This window comes from Sphingopyxis sp. BSN-002 (assembly GCF_022024275.1).
Lineage (GTDB): Bacteria > Pseudomonadota > Alphaproteobacteria > Sphingomonadales > Sphingomonadaceae > Sphingopyxis.
This window is the reverse complement of record NZ_CP091804.1, coordinates 2647288-2663581: the sequence shown is the minus strand read 5'-3', so window position 1 is coordinate 2663581 and position 16294 is coordinate 2647288. Positions and strand designations below refer to the sequence as shown.

Here is a 16294-nt window from a genome sequence, read left to right as displayed (position 1 = left end):
CCTGCGCCGCCGCCGCCGTTGCGGCGGGCCGTGGCGGCGGCACGCCGTGACGTGCCGTCCGGCAGAAAATACGACCCCCGGGGCCGCCGTTCGACGATCGCCTGTTGCGCCCGGAACGCGCGCATGCCAGCAGAGGGAACAAGACAATGGCGTCACCCTCTTCCCACCTGGTCAAGGCTGTCCTTGGCCCCACCAACACCGGCAAAACCCATTTGGCGGTCGAGCGTCTGACCGCCCGGTCGAGCGGCATGATCGGCTTCCCGCTTCGCCTGCTTGCGCGCGAGGTCTACGACCGGGTCGTCGCGATCAAGGGACCGGCGGAGGTCGCACTGATCACCGGCGAGGAGCGGATCATGCCGCCCGGCGCGCGCTATCTCCTCGGCACGATGGAGGCGCTGCCGGTCGACCGCGATGTCGCCTTCGTCGGGATCGACGAAGCACAGCTCGGCGCCGATCCCGAACGCGGCCATGTCTTCACCGACCGCCTGCTCCGCGCACGCGGCCGCGAGGAGACGATGATCCTCGGGTCGGCGACGATCCGGGGACTCGTCAAAAGCCTGGTCCCCGAGGCCGAAATCATCACCCGCCCGCGCTTCTCCACCCTGAGCTATGCCGGCACGTCGAAGCTGTCGCGGCTGCCCAAGCGCTCGGCGATCGTCGCCTTTTCCGCCGAAGAGGTCTACGCGATCGCCGAAATGCTCCGCCGTTTCTCGGGCGGCGCCGCGGTCGTCATGGGCGCGCTCAGCCCGAAGACGCGCAACGCGCAGGTCGCGATGTTCGAGGCGGGCGAGGTCGATTATCTCGTCGCCACCGACGCGATCGGCATGGGGCTCAACCTCGACGTCCAGCATGTCGCCTTCGCGAGCCTGCAGAAGTTCGACGGCCGCCGCCTCCGCCGCCTGACGATCTCGGAAATGGCGCAGATCGCGGGGCGCGCCGGGCGTCACCAGCAGGATGGCAGCTTCGGGACCGTGGGCCTGCCGCAGGGCGGCTTCACCCCCGAGGAAATTCTCGCGATCGAGGGGCATCATTTCCCGCCGCTGGGCAGCCTGTTCTGGCGCAACCCGTCCCCGCGCTACGACACGCTCGACCGGCTGCTCGCCGATCTGGCGCAGCCGCCGACGGAGCAAGTGCTGCGCGCCGCGCCCGAGGCTGTCGACCTGGCCGTACTCAAGCATCTGGCGGGCGATATGGAAGTCCGGATGCGCGCCGGCGAAGCCGAAGCCGTCGAGCGCCTGTGGGACGTCTGCGGGCTCCCCGATTTCGAGCAGCTCGGCGCCGAACATCACAGCCGAACCGTGCTGAAGCTCTGGCAATGGCGCACGAGTGGCGACGGGATGATCGATCCCGACTGGTTCGCGAAACGCCTCGCCCGGCTGGACGACGTCGACGGCGACATCGACCAGCTTGCCAGCCGGATCGCTGCGGTGCGCACCCTCTGCTTCATCGCACAGCGCGGCGACTGGATCGCCGGCGGGGCGGGCTGGACCGAACAGACGCAAGCGCTCGAATCGCGCCTCTCCGACGCGCTCCACGCCGCGCTCGCACAGCGTTTCGTCGACCGGCGGCTGGCGCTGCTGCTCCGCGACGCCGGACAGCGCCACGCGGCGCTACCGGTCGCGGTCGGGCCTGACGGCACCGTCGCGGTCGATGGCGAGGCAATCGGCACACTCAGCGGGTTTTCCTTCAAGGTCGACGCGAAAGCCCGCGCAAGCGACCACCGCCTGCTGCTCGCCGCTGCCGAAAAACATTTGCGCGGCGAGCTGTCGCGCCGCGCGGCGACGCTCGCCGCCGGCGAAGACAATGGCCTGACGCTCGTCAGCGAACCCGGCACCGCGCCGCGCCTCGCCTGGCACGGTCATGTCGTCGCGACGCTCGCGCGCGGGCCAACGCTCGTCCAGCCTTCGATCCAGATCGATCCCTCGCTCCGCCGCCTCGAGATCCAGCAGGTCCAGGCGATTTCGGAACGGCTGCAGGCCTTCGTCGCGCAGCAGCTCGCGCGCCATGCCGCGCCACTCGCCGCGATGGGGGAAGCCGCGGGCGACCTTTTCACCCCGCCCTGCGTCCGGGCCCTGCTCGCCGCGCTCGTCGATGGCGGCGGCACGGCAAGTCGCACCGCGGTCGAGAGTCAGCTTGCGGCAATCACCGCGGACGAGCGCCCGCAACTCCGCAAGCTCGGCCTCACCATCGGCTCGCTCGACATCTTCCACCCCCAGTTGCTGAAGCCCGAGGCGGTGCGCTGGCGCGCCGCACTGATGGCGGCGCAACAGGGAACGGCGATTCCGGCGCTGCCACCGCAAGGCGCGGTCATCCAGAAGAGCGGAAACCACGCGGCGCTCGTCATCGCGGGCTTCCGCCGCTGCGCCAACGGCTGGCTGCGGATCGACATGGCTGAAAAGCTGGCGCGACAGGCGCATGCCGCGCGCATGCAGGCCGCGGCGGCGCCGACCGCGCCCGTTGCACGCGGCGAAGCCGATCATGACGAGCATCCCGATGGCGTCGACCAGGTCGCGCTTCCAGGCTTCGCGATCGATCCCGCGCTCGCCACCTCGCTCGGCCTCGACGAAGAGACGCGCCGCGCCCTGCTGGGCAGCTTCGGCTTCCGCAGCGTCGGCGATCCCGCGCTCGAGCGCTGGCGCTGGGCCGGACTCAAGCGCAGCGACAGCCGCGAGCGTCGCAAGCAGGGCAAACGGACAAAGCGCCCAGAGGCCGCGCCCAAGCCCGCCCCCCACGGCGAACGCCCGCCCTCGACAGCGAAACGGGGCAAGAACCGGCGCGGCAAGCCGGCCAAACCCGCCGGGGCAGTGGCGCGTCCCCCGCGCCCCGACCGGCCGCCTCGCCGTGGCCCGTCGCCCAACAGCCCCTTCGCCGGCCTCGCCGCCATGCTTGCCGACGCACGGAAGGACTGATGGCGAGTCCCGGCGCAGCAGGAAGCATCCGGCTCGACAAGCTGCTCTGGTATTTGCGCTTCGCGCGCTCGCGCAGCATCGCGCAGGCCATGATTGCCGCCGGACACATCCGGCTCGACGGGCGCCGGATCACCCGCGCCTCGGCGTCGGTGCATGCAGGGTCGACGCTGGTGCTGCCGGTCGGTGAACGAATCGAGGTGATCCGCCTCCTGTCGTTGCCGCTACGCCGAGGCCCCGCGCCCGAAGCGCAAGCCTGCTACACCCGGCTGGACGGCGAGGCTCCCGCCGCCGCCAGCTGAACTATCGGCGGCAGAGGAAAAGCTGCCTGCGAAATAGGTGGCAATTCGCGTACCGAATGAGAGTGATTCGCAACTGTCGCTTTGCGTTGACGCGCGATATTCGCGCGTCCTAGAGGCGGGTCCGATCAGTGTCCGGACGGCAAGGGTGCCGCCGGCCAAGGGAGCCAAAGCCCATGACCTATGTCGTCACCGACGCCTGCATCCGGTGCAAATATATGGACTGCGTCGAGGTATGCCCCGTCGACTGTTTCTATGAGGGCGAGAACATGCTCGTCATCAACCCGAACGAGTGCATCGACTGCGGCGTCTGCGAACCCGAATGCCCGGCCGAAGCGATCCTGCCCGACACCGAGAGCGGCCTTGAAAAATGGCTGGAAGTGAACAGCAAGTTCAGCGCCGAATGGCCGAACATTACGGTCAAGAAGGACACGCCGGCCGACGCCGACGAATGGAAGGGCGTCGAGGACAAGTACGAGAATCATTTCTCGGCGGAACCCGGCGAAGGCGACTGAGCCCTCCGACAATCGAAATACCGGGGCGGGACATCCCGCCCCTTTTTTTGCCCCCTTGAATCCCTTTCGCCGCGCGCCGATGTAGGATGGCGGAGGGGCAGCCCGCCGGTCCTCGGCGCGGCGACCCGAAACTTGTAAGGACTTTTTCCCGATGATCGATCCGCTGGCCGCCCTTGTTCCCGTCGTCGTCGAACAGACGAGCCGCGGCGAACGCAGCTTCGACATTTTCTCGCGCCTGCTGCGCGAACGGATCATCTTCGTCACCGGCGAGGTCGAGGACAATATGGCTTCGCTGATCACCGCGCAGCTGCTGTTCCTCGAATCGGAGAATCCGAAGAAGGACATCTTCATGTACATCAACTCGCCGGGCGGCGTCGTCACGGCGGGCATGGCGATCCACGACACGATGCAATACATCCGCCCGCGCGTCGGCACCTTCTGCATCGGCCAGGCCGCCTCGATGGGCAGCTTCCTGCTCGCGGCCGGCGAACCCGGAATGCGCGTCGCGCTTCCCAACGCCCGCGTGATGATCCACCAGCCGTCGGGCGGCGCACGCGGCATGGCATCGGACATCGAAATCCAGGCGCGCGAGATCCTGCGCATCCGCAAGCGGATGAACGACCTTTATGTGAAATACACCGGCAAGTCGCTGAAAGAGATCGAGAAGGCGATGGATCGCGATACCTTCCTCGAGGCCGAGGAAGCCAAGGAATTCGGACTCGTCGATCATGTCTTCGGATCGCGCCCGCCCGCCGATGGCGAGACCGGTGCCGCGACCCAGAGCGAAGGCCCGACGCCCTGAGGCGCAACGCGGTCGGGGACCGAAAGGGAGCGCTAACCGCGTTTCTTGACGCCCCCTTTGCCGCAAGCCGATACGAGTAGACATTGTCCCGATGTCACCCAATTGCCATATTGTAATTGGGTGACCGCGGACTAGGATATTGACGGCAGCGCCCCTTTTGGGTCTGCCAGAGGACTATATATGACCAAATTGAGCGGCTCGGACAGCAAGAGCACTCTTTACTGCTCCTTCTGCGGCAAGTCGCAGCACGAAGTTCGCAAGCTCATCGCAGGACCGACCGTGTTCATCTGCGACGAGTGCGTCGAACTTTGCAACGACATCATCCGCGAAGAGATCAAAGGCGGGGTTGCCGCACGCAAGGACGGCGCAGTGCCGACGCCGCTGGAAATCTGCCAGCATCTCGACGCCTATGTGATCGGCCAGAACAAGGCCAAGCGCGTGCTCTCGGTCGCGGTCCACAACCATTACAAGCGCCTCGCCAATTCGGGGCGCGGCGAAGACGTCGAACTGGCGAAGTCGAACATCCTGCTCGTCGGTCCGACCGGCAGCGGCAAGACGCTGCTCGCGCAGACGCTCGCGCGCTTCCTCGACGTGCCCTTCACGATGGCCGACGCGACGACGCTGACCGAAGCCGGCTATGTCGGCGAGGATGTCGAGAACATCATCCTGAAGCTGCTGCAGGCCAGCGACTATAATGTGGAAAAGGCGCAGCGCGGCATCGTCTATATCGACGAGATCGACAAGATCAGCCGCAAGGCCGAGAATCCCTCGATCACGCGCGACGTGTCGGGCGAAGGCGTGCAGCAGGCGCTGCTCAAGCTGATGGAGGGCACGACCGCGAGCGTTCCGCCGCAGGGCGGCCGCAAGCATCCGCAGCAGGAATTCCTGCAGGTAGACACCACCAACATCCTCTTCATCGCAGGCGGCGCGTTCGCCGGCCTCGAAAAGATCATCGGCGACCGCCTGCAGGGCAAGTCGATCGGCTTCGGCGCGCATGTCGCCGGCCCCGACGAGCGGCGCACGGGCGAAACGCTCAAGCAGATCGAGCCCGAGGATTTGCTGAAGTTCGGCCTGATCCCCGAATTCGTCGGACGCCTGCCCGTCATCGCGACGCTCGAGGATCTCGACATCGACGCGCTGGTCAAGATTCTGGGCGAACCCAAGAACGCGCTGGTCAAACAGTACAAGAAGCTGTTCGATCTGGAGGAGGTCGCGCTGACCTTTACCGACGATGCCCTGATCGCGGTCGCGAAAAAGGCGATCGAACGCAAGACGGGCGCACGCGGACTCCGCTCGATCGTCGAGGCGATCCTGCTCGACACCATGTTCGACCTTCCCGACCTGACCGACGTGGTCGAGATCGTTGTCGACAAGGATGTCGTCGAGGGCCGCAAGGATCCGGTCCGCGTCTATGCCGACAAGGCGAAAGAGGCCGGCGACGCCGCCTGAGTCGCTGGGGAACGGCGCCCTCGGGTGCCGGCCCATGTTGCATTGCAGCAACAGTTGCACGAAAAAATGCATATCCGCCTGTGGATAATTCCGCCGGCGGCACGCAAATTCGCGCTTTTTTGACCTTTACCCCGTCCCCGCACCCTTCGCGGCTTGCACTGTCACAATTGCTGTCACAATCGTGCCACATGCGGGCTTCAGGGGCGCTCGCAGGACAGGCGCGCCCCATGTCGCGCGTCTGCCGAATGCCACCACCAAGGGGACAACCTGATCATGACTCTACGTAACACGCTCGCCGCTGGCGCCGCGATGCTTCCGCTCGCGCTGCTGTCGACGCCGGCTTTTGCCCAGTCGACCGGCTCGCAGGATTTCGAAAACGAAATCGTCGTCACCGGCACCAGCACGAAGAACGGCGTCGCAGGCGTCATCGCGCCCGACACGACCAAGGCGAAGGTCGTCCTGACCCAGGAATTCATCGCCCGCCAGTCCCCCGGCCAGACGATCAACGACGTCATCAACCAGCTCCCGGGCGTCAGCTTCCAGAACAACGACCCGTTCGGTTCGGCCGGCGGCAAGATGACGATCCGCGGTTTCGACAACACCCGCATCAGCCAGACCTTCGACGGTATCCCGCTGAACGACTCGGGTAACTATGCCCTCTACTCGAACCAGCAGCTCGATCCCGAACTGATCGAGCAGGTCAACGTCAACCTCGGCTCGACCGACGTCGACAGCCCGACCGCCGCCGCATCGGGTTCGACCGTCAACTACCGCACCCGTACCCCGGGCGAGGAATTTGGCGTGAAGCTGGTCGGCTCGGCCGGCGACTTCAACTTCTTCCGCGTCTTCGGCATGATCGACACCGGCGTCCTGACCCCCTGGGGCACGCGCGCGTTCATCTCGGGCAGCTCGTCGACCAACGACACGGTCTTCAGCAACGTCGACCAGCCGACGTTCAAGGCGCACCGCGGCCGCATCAACAAGAAGCAGTTCAACGCGAAGATCTATCAGCCGATCGGCGACGACGGCGACTTCGTTGCGGTCTCGGGCCACTATAACGAAAACCGCAACAACTTCTTCGGTTCGGTGCCGCTGCGCAACGACGCCAACCGCGTCGTCGGCTCGGCTTCGACCAACCGCTTCCCGCTGACCCGCGACGAACGCGACTATGGCATCGCCCGCTGCCAGATCAACACCGCCGCCCGTCCGGGCGTCGCCGACGTTGCCAACAGCTGCGGCTCGACCTTCGACGAGCGCATGAACCCGTCGAACACCGGCAACATTCGCGTCAACTCGCGCTTCACGCTCGCTCCGGGCCTCGTCCTGACGGTCGATCCGAGCTTCCAGTATGTGAAGGCGAACGGCGGCGGCACCGTCGTCGGCCAGGAAGCGCGCCGCGACGTCAACCCGACCGGTGGCGCCGCGAACTGCAACACGACGGCGAACGGCGCCGCAGTGAGCTGCCAGACCGGTTACATCGGCGGCGTTCCCTACTATGGCCGCGACCTCAACGGCGACGGCGACCTGCTCGACACCGTTCGCGTCCTGGCGCCCAGCCAGACCGGCACCCACCGCTACGGCGTGATCGCCGGCCTGCGTTACGAGCTCGACGATGCGAACACCTTCCGCGTGTTCTACAGCCTCGATCGCGCGCGTCACCGCCAGACCGGTGAAACCAACTTCCTGCAGCTCAATGGCCAGCCGACCGATCCGTTCCCGATCAACGATCCGCTGACCGACGTGAACGGCAACGTCCTCGAAAAGCGCGACCGCAAGTCGATCGCGACGCTGAACCTGTTCGGCGGCGAGTATCGCGGCGAATTCGGCCAGCTGACCGTGCAGGTCGGCGGTTCGTACAAGATGTTCAAGCGCGACCTGAACAACTATTGCGCCACCTCGAGCGCGACCGGCTTCGTCGAATGCTTCGGCACCAACGATGCGGGTCTGGCGGCTTGGCTTGCCGCCAACCCGACGGTGGTCGTTGCGCCGGGCGTCACCGCTCCGGTCCAGGGTCCGCAGCAGCGCATCCGCAAGTACAACAAGTTCACGCCAAACGTCGGCCTGACCTTCGACGCGACCGACGCGCTCAGCGTTTTCGCCAACTATTCGAAGGGCGTCCAGGTTCCGGGCACGGACAACCTGTACAACGCGTTCTACTTCCCGACCGCCAGCGAGCAGGCGAATCCGAAGCCCGAAACGACCGACAACTTCGACGTCGGCGTGCGCTACACGACCAGCAAGATCCAGGGCCAGCTCGGCCTCTGGTACACGATCTTCAACGATCGCCTTGCCTCGTCGTTCGATCCGGAAACCGAGCGTAACGTCTATCGTAACCTCGGCCGCGTCGACAAATACGGCATCGACGCCAGCATCTCGTACCGTCCGATCCCCGAATTCTCGGTCTACGCCTTCGGTTCGTACCTGAAGTCGAAGATCAAGGACGATGTCGTGAACGGCGTCTGCTCGGCAGTCTCGCCGACCTGCGCCGCAATCGGCGATCCCATCTATGCCCTCACCAAGGGCAAGCGCGAATCGGGCTCGCCGACCTTCACCCTCGGTGGCCGCGTGCAGGGTCAGCTGGGTCCGGTCGAACTGGGCGCACAGATCAAGCGCACCGGTCCGCGTTACGTGAACGACCAGAACCTTCCGCTGGTTCAGACCATCAACAACGTCGTGACGACCGTCTGGGGCGCGAAGGCTCCGGCCTACACGCTGGTCGATCTCGACGCGCGCGTCGGCCTCGACTGGGCCGGCCTTGGCGACAAGGTCTACTTCCAGTTCAACGTCACCAACCTGTTCGACAAGCTCTATGTCGGCGGTTTCGACGGCCAGCTGGCGAACAACACGGTGCCGAACGTCAACATCGGCGCTCCGCGGACCTTCATCGGCTCGCTCATCGTCGGCTTCTAAGCCGCACGGACGAACAGAAATCGGGCGCGGGAGGAAACTCCCGCGCCCTTTTTCATGCCTGCAAGATCCTGAAAGGGGCCGGCTCCGCCGACTGCCGGCGGGATCAGCCGGCGGCGAGACGCCCAGCGGTATCCTGAACCAGCGCGATCATGTTCGGCACGCCCTGCGTCCGGTTCGATGACAGCTGGCGCGTCAGATCAAAGGGCGCCAGCGCGGCGGTAACGTCCATCGCCGCGACGTCTGCCGCGGGCCTGTCCTGCACTGCGGCGAGGACGAGCGCGACGATCCCCTTGGTGATCGCGGCGTTGCTGTCGGCAAGGAAATGCAGCCGGCCGTCATCCTGCGGGACCGGATAGACCCAGACGCTCGCGCTGCATCCGCGCACCAGCGTCGCGTCGGTCTTGAGCGCATCGGGCATGGGCTCCAGCTCGCGGCCGAGTTCGATCAGCAGGCGATAGCGATCGTCGCCGTCGAGAAAGTCATATTCTTCGAAGATATCGTCGAGGCTGCGCATGGCGGCGCCCCTTGCATGTTTCCGCGACAGGGGAAAGCCCCTGAAACGCCATCGGCCCGCTCCCCTGTCAGCCCCGGGACTGCGGGGGACTGACAGGGGAGCGGGCCGATGCCAGCGCTCTCGGGGGATCCTAGAGGTCGACCCCCGCGGCGATGGCTTCAAGCTTGCGCAGCCGTTCCTTGAGGTCGGCGATCTCGATCCGCGATCCGGCGTGCGGCACCGCTGCATCCTGCGCCGGAGATATATGGCCGGCGGCAAGTTCGTCGCGCTTCAGCTGGATCCAGTCGCGCCAGCCGCGGAGCGCGACCAGGCTGACGATCATCAGCGCGCTCAGCGCGACGGCGGCGGGGATCAGGTTCGTTGCGAGGTCAGAAGCAATATTGGCCATGGTTCGGCTCCTTCTTCGTCACATGTCTTACGGGTGCGACCGGTCGCGGAGGCTCTCGATTTCCTGATCGAGCGTGACGGCGCGATTATTGTCGGTGGCGATGCGTTCGAGGACCTGGATGCGATCCTTGAGTGCGCGGATTTCGGCCTGCAGCGCCTTGGTTTCGGCGTCGTTCCCGGCATTGCCGACAAAATATTCATTGCCGTGGCGGTCGCGGCGCATGCCGTGCTTGGCGCGGACGATGCTGCCGATCGTCACGATGAGGACGATGCCGACTACCATTTCAAACGGGCCCATGGGGAGGTTCCTTTCGTCTTTGTTCAGTTCAGCGGCGTGTCGCGCAGCTTTTCGATCTCTTCGGCGACATCGACGCCCTTGTCGGTCGCGATGCGTTCGAGAACGCGGACGCGCGCTTCGAGCCGTTCGGTGTGCGCCGCATATTGCGCGGCCTTTTCGGCGGTCATCGCGGCCTGCGTCTCGATCATCTTCTGCTGATGCTTCGACCAGAAGATGAAGCCGGCGAGCAGAAAGGGAGCGAGCGGCACGAGAATCCAGATGGTGTCACCCATGACCGTTCCTCCTCAGTTCGCCGGACGCCGCAGCGCCTCGATCTCGTGGCTCAGCCGGTGGCCTTCGTCGGTCACGATGCGCTCGACCACCGCGAGGCGGTCCTTCACCGAGCCAAGTTCGGCGCGCAGCTGGGCATTTTCCTGGCTGACCAGCTTGATGCGTTCCATCGCTTCGTCGCTGGTCTTCGGATAGATCGCCTTGCCCCAGCTGTTTTCGAGCGGGTAGCCGTTCTTGACGCGCAGCCAGGTGGTGAAGACCCAGCCGCCGACCCCGGCAAGGCCGACGATCGCGGCGACGGGGGCGATGGTGTTCAGGACGTCGAGATTCATGATTGTCTATCCCTCTCAGCGCAGGCGGTCGATCTGGTCGGCGAGCTGCGCAGCCTGGCCGTTGCTTTCGGTTGCGATGCGTTCGAGCACCGAAATGCGTTCCTCGAGCCGGCCGATCTGGCCGACGAGCTTGGCATTCTCGTCCGATAGCAAGGCGATTTTTCGATCAGCGTCGACATCGGTTCGATGAACCGTACCACCCCATTCATTCTCAACGGGATAGCCGTGCTTGGCGCGGATCCAGGTGGTGAACATCCAGCCGCCGATCGACAGGGCGATGATGGCGAGGACGAAGGTAGGACCACCGAAATTCATTTGTCTTCTCCCTGTTGCTTCCGGTTGGTGCCCGATTACCGGAGAGCGTCGATCTCGTCGGCGAGCCGGCGATTGTGGCTGGTGTAGTAAAGTTCGATGTCGGCAAGGCGGCGGTCGATGTCGCGGAAGCGCGAGCGGATGTCGCGGGTCGAGGCGCTGGGGTTCGAGCGGACGCCCTGCCAGAACTTCGCTTCCTCGTTCGAGCCGTAGAGCGCGAAAGGCTTCGGCGTTCCCATCCAGGCTACCATCCAGTAGGCGATCAGCGTCCAGGGAAAGCCGCCCATCAGGGTCAGGAGGACCGCGCCGACACGGACCCAGAGGACGTCGATCCCGCTATAGTCCGCGATCCCGGCGCACACGCCGCTCCATTTGGCGTTCTGCTTGTCGAGGTAGAATTTTGTGCGGCTGGCAGACATCTTCAATTCCTCCGGCTCGTGCTGTTGTTTTCCAGTTGCGCCAGTTCTTCATCGCTACGGACCGCGGGGCGGAAGTCGGGATGGTCGGCGCTGATGATGCGTTCGACGGTGTGCAGGCGGTTTTCGAGCCGGCGCGCCGTGTCGTACAGTTCGTCGAGCAGCTGCTCGTCCTCTCCGGTCAGCGTCTTGGCCTGCTTCCACTTCGTGATGTAGTGGAGGATCAGCCAGGGCAGACCGAGGAAGAGGGTACCGATGACGATCGGAACGATGATGATCTCTTCCATCGGTCCGGCTCCTTACTTCTTGCCCTGCGCGGCCTTCAGCGCGGCGAGTTCGTCGGCAACCTTGTCGGCGGCCTGCAGTTCGGCGATCTCCTCGTCGAGCGACTTCTTGTAACCGAGACCCAGCGCATCGGCGCGGCCTTCGGCTTCGTCGACGCGGCGTTCGAGGATCTCGAAGCGCGAGAAGGCGTCTTCGACGCGGTCGCCGTTGGTCATCTCGCGCAGCTTGTAGCGGTTCTCGGCGCTTTCAAGGCGATTGACGACGCTCGACTGGCGGGCGCGTGCTTCGCTGAGCTTCTTCTGCAGCTTGGCGATGTCGGCTTCATAGCCCGTCAGCGCGTCGTCTAGGACGGCGATCTCGGCCTTCAGCTTGTCGGCCATGTCGCCGGCCTTCTGCTTTTCGACGAGCGCGGCGGTGGCGAGGTCTTCGCGGTCCTTCGACAGCGCGAGTTCGGCCTTTTCCTTCCAGCTGTCCTGCAGGCTTTCCAGCTTGGCGATGTGACGGCGCATTTCCTTCTGGTCCGCGATCGTGCGGGCGGCCGAGGCGCGGACTTCGACGAGCGTTTCATTCATCTCGAAGATGATCTGGCGGATCATCTTTTCGGGATCTTCCGCGCGGTCGAGCAGGTCGGTGACGTTGGCTGCGATGATGTCGCGGGTTCGTGAGAAAATACCCATGTTGAAACTCCTGTCGAAAACTTGGTCCTGTAAAAAGCTGGTGCCGGGGCGGGGCAAGGGGGAGAGTGCCCCGGCACCAGCGTGCCGGTCAGACCATCTGGCTGACCGCCGGGGTTGCTGCAGCGACATCGTAAAGCATGTTCGGCTGGTCGATCACGCCGACGAAGATCGCCAGCGCTCCGACCGCGCTCAGCGCGAAAGTGGCGGCCTGGGCAAACATCGTCTTCATGGTTCTACCTTCCTTTTTTCGCTGCACCGGAGCGTCTGCGCCGGTTCGCAAATATCTTTGCAGGAGGCGTGCCAATTGAGTGGATTGGCGGAAAAGTGCCAAAGTTCCCGTGCAGAATAGGAGATGCGGCGATTTGCCTTGCCAATCAGCGGGAAAATTTGCCAATGATTGGGAATGGAGCGCGAAACGCAGTTCATCGGTCAGTCGGCCGCCTTTCAGGACGCGGTCGATCGCGCAAGCCAGGCGGCGGCGCTCGACCGCCCCGTGCTCGTGATCGGCGAGCGCGGAACCGGCAAGGAGCTGATCGCCGAACGCCTCCACCGCCTGTCGTCGCGCTGGGACCGCCCCTATGTGATCATGAACTGCGCCGCGATGCCCGAAACGCTGATCGAGAGCGAGCTGTTCGGGCATGAGGCCGGCGCCTTCACCGGCGCGACCAAGACGCGCGCAGGGCGTTTCGAGGAAGCCGATGGCGGCACGCTGTTCCTCGACGAGCTGGCGACGATGTCGATGGGCGCACAGGAGCGCCTCCTGCGCGCGGTCGAATATGGCGAGGTCACCCGCGTCGGTTCGTCACGCCCGATCCGCGTCGATGTCCGCATCGTCGCCGCGACCAACGAGCATCTGCCCGCGCTGGTCGACGACAATCGCTTCCGGGCCGACCTGCTCGACCGCCTCTCGTTCGAGGTCATCACCCTGCCCCCGCTCCGCGCGCGCGAGGGCGATATCGAGGTGCTCGCCACTTACTTCGGGCAGCGCATGGCCGCGGTGCTCGGCTGGGACGAATGGCCGGGCTTCGGTCCGCGCGCGCTGGCCGCGATGGAGGGCCATGACTGGCCGGGCAACGTCCGCGAACTGCGCAATGTGATCGAACGCGCGATCTACCGCTGGGCGGACCCCGAACGGCCGGTCGATGCGCTGAGTTTCGATCCGTTCGCGAGCCCTTGGCAGCCCGCGGCGCGCAAGCCCGCGACAAGGAGCGAAGCCGCGCCGGCATCGGCCGGCGAGGCAACCCCGACGATTGTGGCGCATGAAGCGCCGTCGACCACGGTGAGCGACCTGCGCGCCGCGGTCGACGCGTTCGAAAAGCAGATATTGTCCGACACGATGGCGCGCTGCCGCTTCAACCAGAAGGTCGCGGCCGAAGCGCTGGGCCTCAGCTATGACCAGATTCGCCATGCGCTGAAGAAGCATGGGCTGAATCAATAGGGATTACTCCCCCGGCAACTGGCCGGTCAGCGCCTCGATGACCGCATCCTGTGCCGACGCCGTGTCGGCGAGCTTTTCGCGCAAGGCGTAGACTTCGGGCAATCCATCGACGGCCTCGTCGATGCTGCGTTCAAGATAAAGGCGATCGATGTCGGCAAGCGCGTTGGTCAGCGGCGCGCGCGCGGCGATCAGGCGCGAGATCGCCTGCTGCGCGACGACCCAGCGCTCGCTGGCGACCGGCGCGCCGGCAGCGGCCGAGACGAGCGAGGCGGTGTTGCCGCGTTCGGCGGCAAACGCCTGCTGCGCGGCAGCGGCGTCGGATTCCCAGCGCTGGAGGCGACCCGCGAGATCGGTCGGGAGCGGGCCCGGCGGCGTCACCACGACGCTGGGCGGCGCGACGTCGAATCGGCCCTCGACCGGGCGCTTGGCGAGCGACGGCGCCCCCGCGCTGCTACCCTGCGCGGCAGCGCAGCCGGATAGCGACAGCGCGCCGCCAAGGGACATCAAAAGAAGTGTGCGCTTCATGACTGCCCTGATATGAGCGCCCGCGCATCGCAGCAAGCGCCGAATCGGGATGTTGCCCGCTCCACCCGTCGCACCGTCCTTTTTCCTTAAAAAGCACGGAAATATGCGGTTGACAGCTCACGGATTGAACGCTAGTGGCGCTGACTTTCCCGCATGCCGGAAAAATCGCCCGCTTCGGCAGGTGACTGGTGCGCGGGTGTTCTAGTTTCTGATTGGATGGAAGACCATGTTCGCAATCGTGCGCACGGGCGGAAAGCAGTATCGCGTTGCCGCCGGAGACAAGATCGCCGTCGAGAAGATCGAGGGTGAAGCCGGAGACACCGTGTCGCTGGGCGACGTCCTGCTGGCCGGCGACGGCGGCGAAGTGAAGGACGCCAAGGGCCTCACCGTCTCGGCCGAGATCATCGCGCAGACCCGCGGCGAAAAGGTCATCGTCTTCAAGAAGCGCCGTCGGCACAACTATCGTCGTCGCAACGGCCACCGCCAGTCGCTGACGCTGCTGCGCATCCTTGCCGTCGGCGAAGCCAAGAAGGCCGCGCCGAAGAAGGAAGCCGCGCCGAAGAAGGAAGCCGCGCCGAAGGCCGAAGCCGCTCCGGCTGCCGAAGCTGCCGCGCCGGCCGCCGAGAAGAAGGCTGCTGCGCCGAAGAAGGCGGCCGCGCCCAAGGCCGAAGCTGCCGCCGAAAAGAAGCCCGCTGCCAAGAAGGCAGCCCCCAAGAAGGAAGCCTGAGCGCGGCAACGCAGCTCGGTTCCCCGAACGAGATAAGGAGTTAGGTCATGGCACATAAGAAAGCAGGCGGTTCGTCGCGCAACGGTCGCGACTCGCAGGCCAAGCGCCTTGGCGTGAAGAAGTTCGGCGGTCAGGAAGTGATCGGCGGCAACATTATCGTGCGCCAGCGCGGCACCAAGGTGTACGCGGGCGTCAACGTCGGCATGGGCAAGGACCACACGCTGTTCGCCACCGCCGACGGCCGCGTCCGATTCCACGATGGCAAGCTTGGCCGCAAATATGTGTCGGTCGACGCCATGGCGGAAGCAGCCGAATAAAGGGCGATCTGCACGGGTCGCCCATCAAGGGATGACCCGGAGCCGTCCTTCCGCCCACAGCGGAAACAGGTTCGAAAAGAGGGAGACGGGTCACCCCCGGACTCCCTTTTTTCTTGCCCGGAATCCGTGAAACGGAATTTTAGGCGCGAAAACAGGGCCATCCATCTCCCTCATGACTTACCTGTCGTCAAAGCGTCACCATCTGGCGTCAGGGCGACAGGCGACTGGGAGTGAAAAGAATGTTCGCGCGTACCGAAAGATTGTTGCTGCGGCCCGGCTGGCAGGAGGACGCCCCCGCCCTCGCGCGGGCGATCGGTGAGGAGGCGGTCGTTCGCAATCTCGCCCGTGCTCCCTGGCCCTATGGCGAGGAAGAGGCGCAGAAGTTCCTGAGCCTGCCCGTCGATCCGGACCAGCCGCGTTTCCTGATCTTCGCCCGCACCGGCGGCGCCCCGCGCCTCGTCGGCGGCTGCGGCATTTCGCCGGGCCCCGAAGGTTCGCTCGAAATGGGCTATTGGATCGCACGCCCCTATTGGGGCCTCGGCTTTGCGACCGAGGCCGGGCGCCAGCTCGTTCGCATCGCGCGCGCGATGAACCTGCCGAAACTCGGCGCCGGCCATTTCCTCGACAACCCGGCGTCGGGCGCGGTCCTTCGCAAGCTCGGCTTCAAGCCGACCGGCAAGGTGACGCAGCGCTATAGCGTCGCGCGCGGCGGCGAGGCGGCCTGCGCGCTGTTCGAGGAAGGCGACGGGGACGGCAGCGATGCCGTCACCCCTATGCGCGGCCGCATCACCGGCGACGACGACTTCCGACAGGAAATCCGCCTGATGGCAGCCTGATCTTTCTCCCCTCCCGCTTGCGGGAGGGGTTGGGGGTGGGCCAGCGACGGTTGGTTATACGCCCACCCCGCTGCGACTA

Annotated in this window: 21 protein-coding genes; 10 read left to right on the top strand and 11 right to left on the bottom strand. The window is 65.4% G+C overall.

Going from position 1 to position 16294, the window contains the following annotated elements; all coding sequences use genetic code 11:
- Positions 1-146 precede the first annotated feature (146 nt).
- The 6 genes from L7H23_RS13155 to L7H23_RS13130 all read left to right on the top strand — a co-directional run bounded on the left by L7H23_RS13155 (position 147) and on the right by L7H23_RS13130 (position 8881).
- Positions 147-2909 carry a helicase-related protein gene (locus L7H23_RS13155; RefSeq protein WP_237836319.1) on the top strand — a complete coding sequence of 921 codons (2763 nt, stop codon included), beginning with the start codon at positions 147-149 and terminating at the stop codon, positions 2907-2909.
- Complete coding sequence (locus L7H23_RS13150; protein WP_237836318.1) at positions 2909-3208, top strand: RNA-binding S4 domain-containing protein; 300 nt, start codon at positions 2909-2911, stop codon at positions 3206-3208. Before L7H23_RS13155 ends, L7H23_RS13150 begins: the two co-directional genes overlap by 1 nt.
- Positions 3209-3381: 173 nt before the next feature.
- On the top strand, positions 3382-3720 hold the full coding sequence (fdxA, locus tag L7H23_RS13145) for a ferredoxin FdxA (protein WP_237836317.1): 339 nt from the start codon (positions 3382-3384) through the stop codon (positions 3718-3720).
- A 151-nt stretch (positions 3721-3871) separates the two neighbouring features.
- Positions 3872-4522, top strand: a complete 651-nt coding sequence (locus L7H23_RS13140) for an ATP-dependent Clp protease proteolytic subunit (protein WP_237836316.1) — start codon at positions 3872-3874, stop codon at positions 4520-4522.
- A gap of 180 nt (positions 4523-4702) precedes the next feature.
- Positions 4703-5971: an ATP-dependent Clp protease ATP-binding subunit ClpX gene (gene clpX, locus L7H23_RS13135; protein ID WP_237836315.1), complete on the top strand. Its 1269-nt coding sequence runs from the start codon at positions 4703-4705 to the stop codon at positions 5969-5971.
- Positions 5972-6244: 273 nt separating this feature from the next.
- Positions 6245-8881, top strand: a complete 2637-nt coding sequence (locus L7H23_RS13130; protein ID WP_237836314.1) for a TonB-dependent receptor — start codon at positions 6245-6247, stop codon at positions 8879-8881.
- A gap of 103 nt (positions 8882-8984) precedes the next feature.
- Here the strand turns inward: L7H23_RS13130 and L7H23_RS13125 are convergent, their stop codons facing one another.
- From L7H23_RS13125 to L7H23_RS13080, 10 genes are all read right to left on the bottom strand, one after another.
- Positions 8985-9395 (bottom strand): SufE family protein, encoded by a 411-nt coding sequence (locus L7H23_RS13125; RefSeq protein ID WP_237836313.1) that lies wholly within the window; start codon positions 9393-9395, stop codon positions 8985-8987.
- A 130-nt stretch (positions 9396-9525) separates the two neighbouring features.
- Positions 9526-9783: a hypothetical protein gene (locus tag L7H23_RS13120; protein WP_237836312.1), complete on the bottom strand. Its 258-nt coding sequence runs from the start codon at positions 9781-9783 to the stop codon at positions 9526-9528.
- Positions 9784-9810: 27 nt separating this feature from the next.
- Positions 9811-10080 (bottom strand): hypothetical protein, encoded by a 270-nt coding sequence (locus L7H23_RS13115; RefSeq protein WP_237836311.1) that lies wholly within the window; start codon positions 10078-10080, stop codon positions 9811-9813.
- Positions 10081-10103: 23 nt separating this feature from the next.
- A complete protein-coding gene (locus L7H23_RS13110; protein ID WP_237836310.1) occupies positions 10104-10352 on the bottom strand; it encodes a hypothetical protein in 249 nt (82 codons plus the stop codon).
- 12 nt (positions 10353-10364) lie between these two features.
- Positions 10365-10682: a hypothetical protein gene (locus L7H23_RS13105; protein ID WP_237836309.1), complete on the bottom strand. Its 318-nt coding sequence runs from the start codon at positions 10680-10682 to the stop codon at positions 10365-10367.
- A 15-nt stretch (positions 10683-10697) separates the two neighbouring features.
- Complete coding sequence (locus L7H23_RS13100; protein ID WP_237836308.1) at positions 10698-10997, bottom strand: hypothetical protein; 300 nt, start codon at positions 10995-10997, stop codon at positions 10698-10700.
- A 35-nt stretch (positions 10998-11032) separates the two neighbouring features.
- The gene (gene pspC, locus L7H23_RS13095; protein ID WP_054731198.1) at positions 11033-11413 is read right to left on the bottom strand and encodes an envelope stress response membrane protein PspC; all 381 of its coding nucleotides are present in this window, start codon (positions 11411-11413) and stop codon (positions 11033-11035) included.
- Between the two features lie 2 nt (positions 11414-11415).
- Positions 11416-11697, bottom strand: coding sequence for an envelope stress response membrane protein PspB (gene pspB / locus L7H23_RS13090; protein ID WP_237836307.1), 282 nt, complete (start codon positions 11695-11697; stop codon positions 11416-11418).
- A gap of 12 nt (positions 11698-11709) precedes the next feature.
- Complete coding sequence (gene pspA, locus L7H23_RS13085) at positions 11710-12372, bottom strand: phage shock protein PspA (protein WP_237836306.1); 663 nt, start codon at positions 12370-12372, stop codon at positions 11710-11712.
- 88 nt (positions 12373-12460) lie between these two features.
- Positions 12461-12601, bottom strand: coding sequence for a hypothetical protein (locus tag L7H23_RS13080; protein WP_237836305.1), 141 nt, complete (start codon positions 12599-12601; stop codon positions 12461-12463).
- Between the two features lie 174 nt (positions 12602-12775).
- Here L7H23_RS13080 and pspF point away from each other — a divergent pair, with 174 nt between their 5' ends.
- Entirely contained in the window at positions 12776-13810 is a 1035-nt protein-coding gene (gene pspF, locus L7H23_RS13075) for a phage shock protein operon transcriptional activator (RefSeq protein ID WP_237836304.1), read from the top strand.
- A 3-nt stretch (positions 13811-13813) separates the two neighbouring features.
- On the opposite strand, the gene L7H23_RS13070 is transcribed toward pspF, so the two are convergent.
- A complete protein-coding gene (locus L7H23_RS13070) occupies positions 13814-14335 on the bottom strand; it encodes a hypothetical protein (protein ID WP_237836303.1) in 522 nt (173 codons plus the stop codon).
- 226 nt (positions 14336-14561) lie between these two features.
- Between L7H23_RS13070 and rplU the strand changes: the two genes are divergently transcribed.
- The 3 genes from rplU (at position 14562) to L7H23_RS13055 (ending at position 16215) form a co-directional block, all read left to right on the top strand.
- Positions 14562-15062, top strand: coding sequence for a 50S ribosomal protein L21 (rplU, locus tag L7H23_RS13065; protein ID WP_237836302.1), 501 nt, complete (start codon positions 14562-14564; stop codon positions 15060-15062).
- A gap of 47 nt (positions 15063-15109) precedes the next feature.
- Positions 15110-15379: a 50S ribosomal protein L27 gene (gene rpmA / locus L7H23_RS13060; protein WP_058455005.1), complete on the top strand. Its 270-nt coding sequence runs from the start codon at positions 15110-15112 to the stop codon at positions 15377-15379.
- Positions 15380-15618: 239 nt separating this feature from the next.
- Positions 15619-16215: a GNAT family N-acetyltransferase gene (locus L7H23_RS13055; RefSeq protein WP_237836301.1), complete on the top strand. Its 597-nt coding sequence runs from the start codon at positions 15619-15621 to the stop codon at positions 16213-16215.
- Positions 16216-16294: the final 79 nt, after the last annotated feature.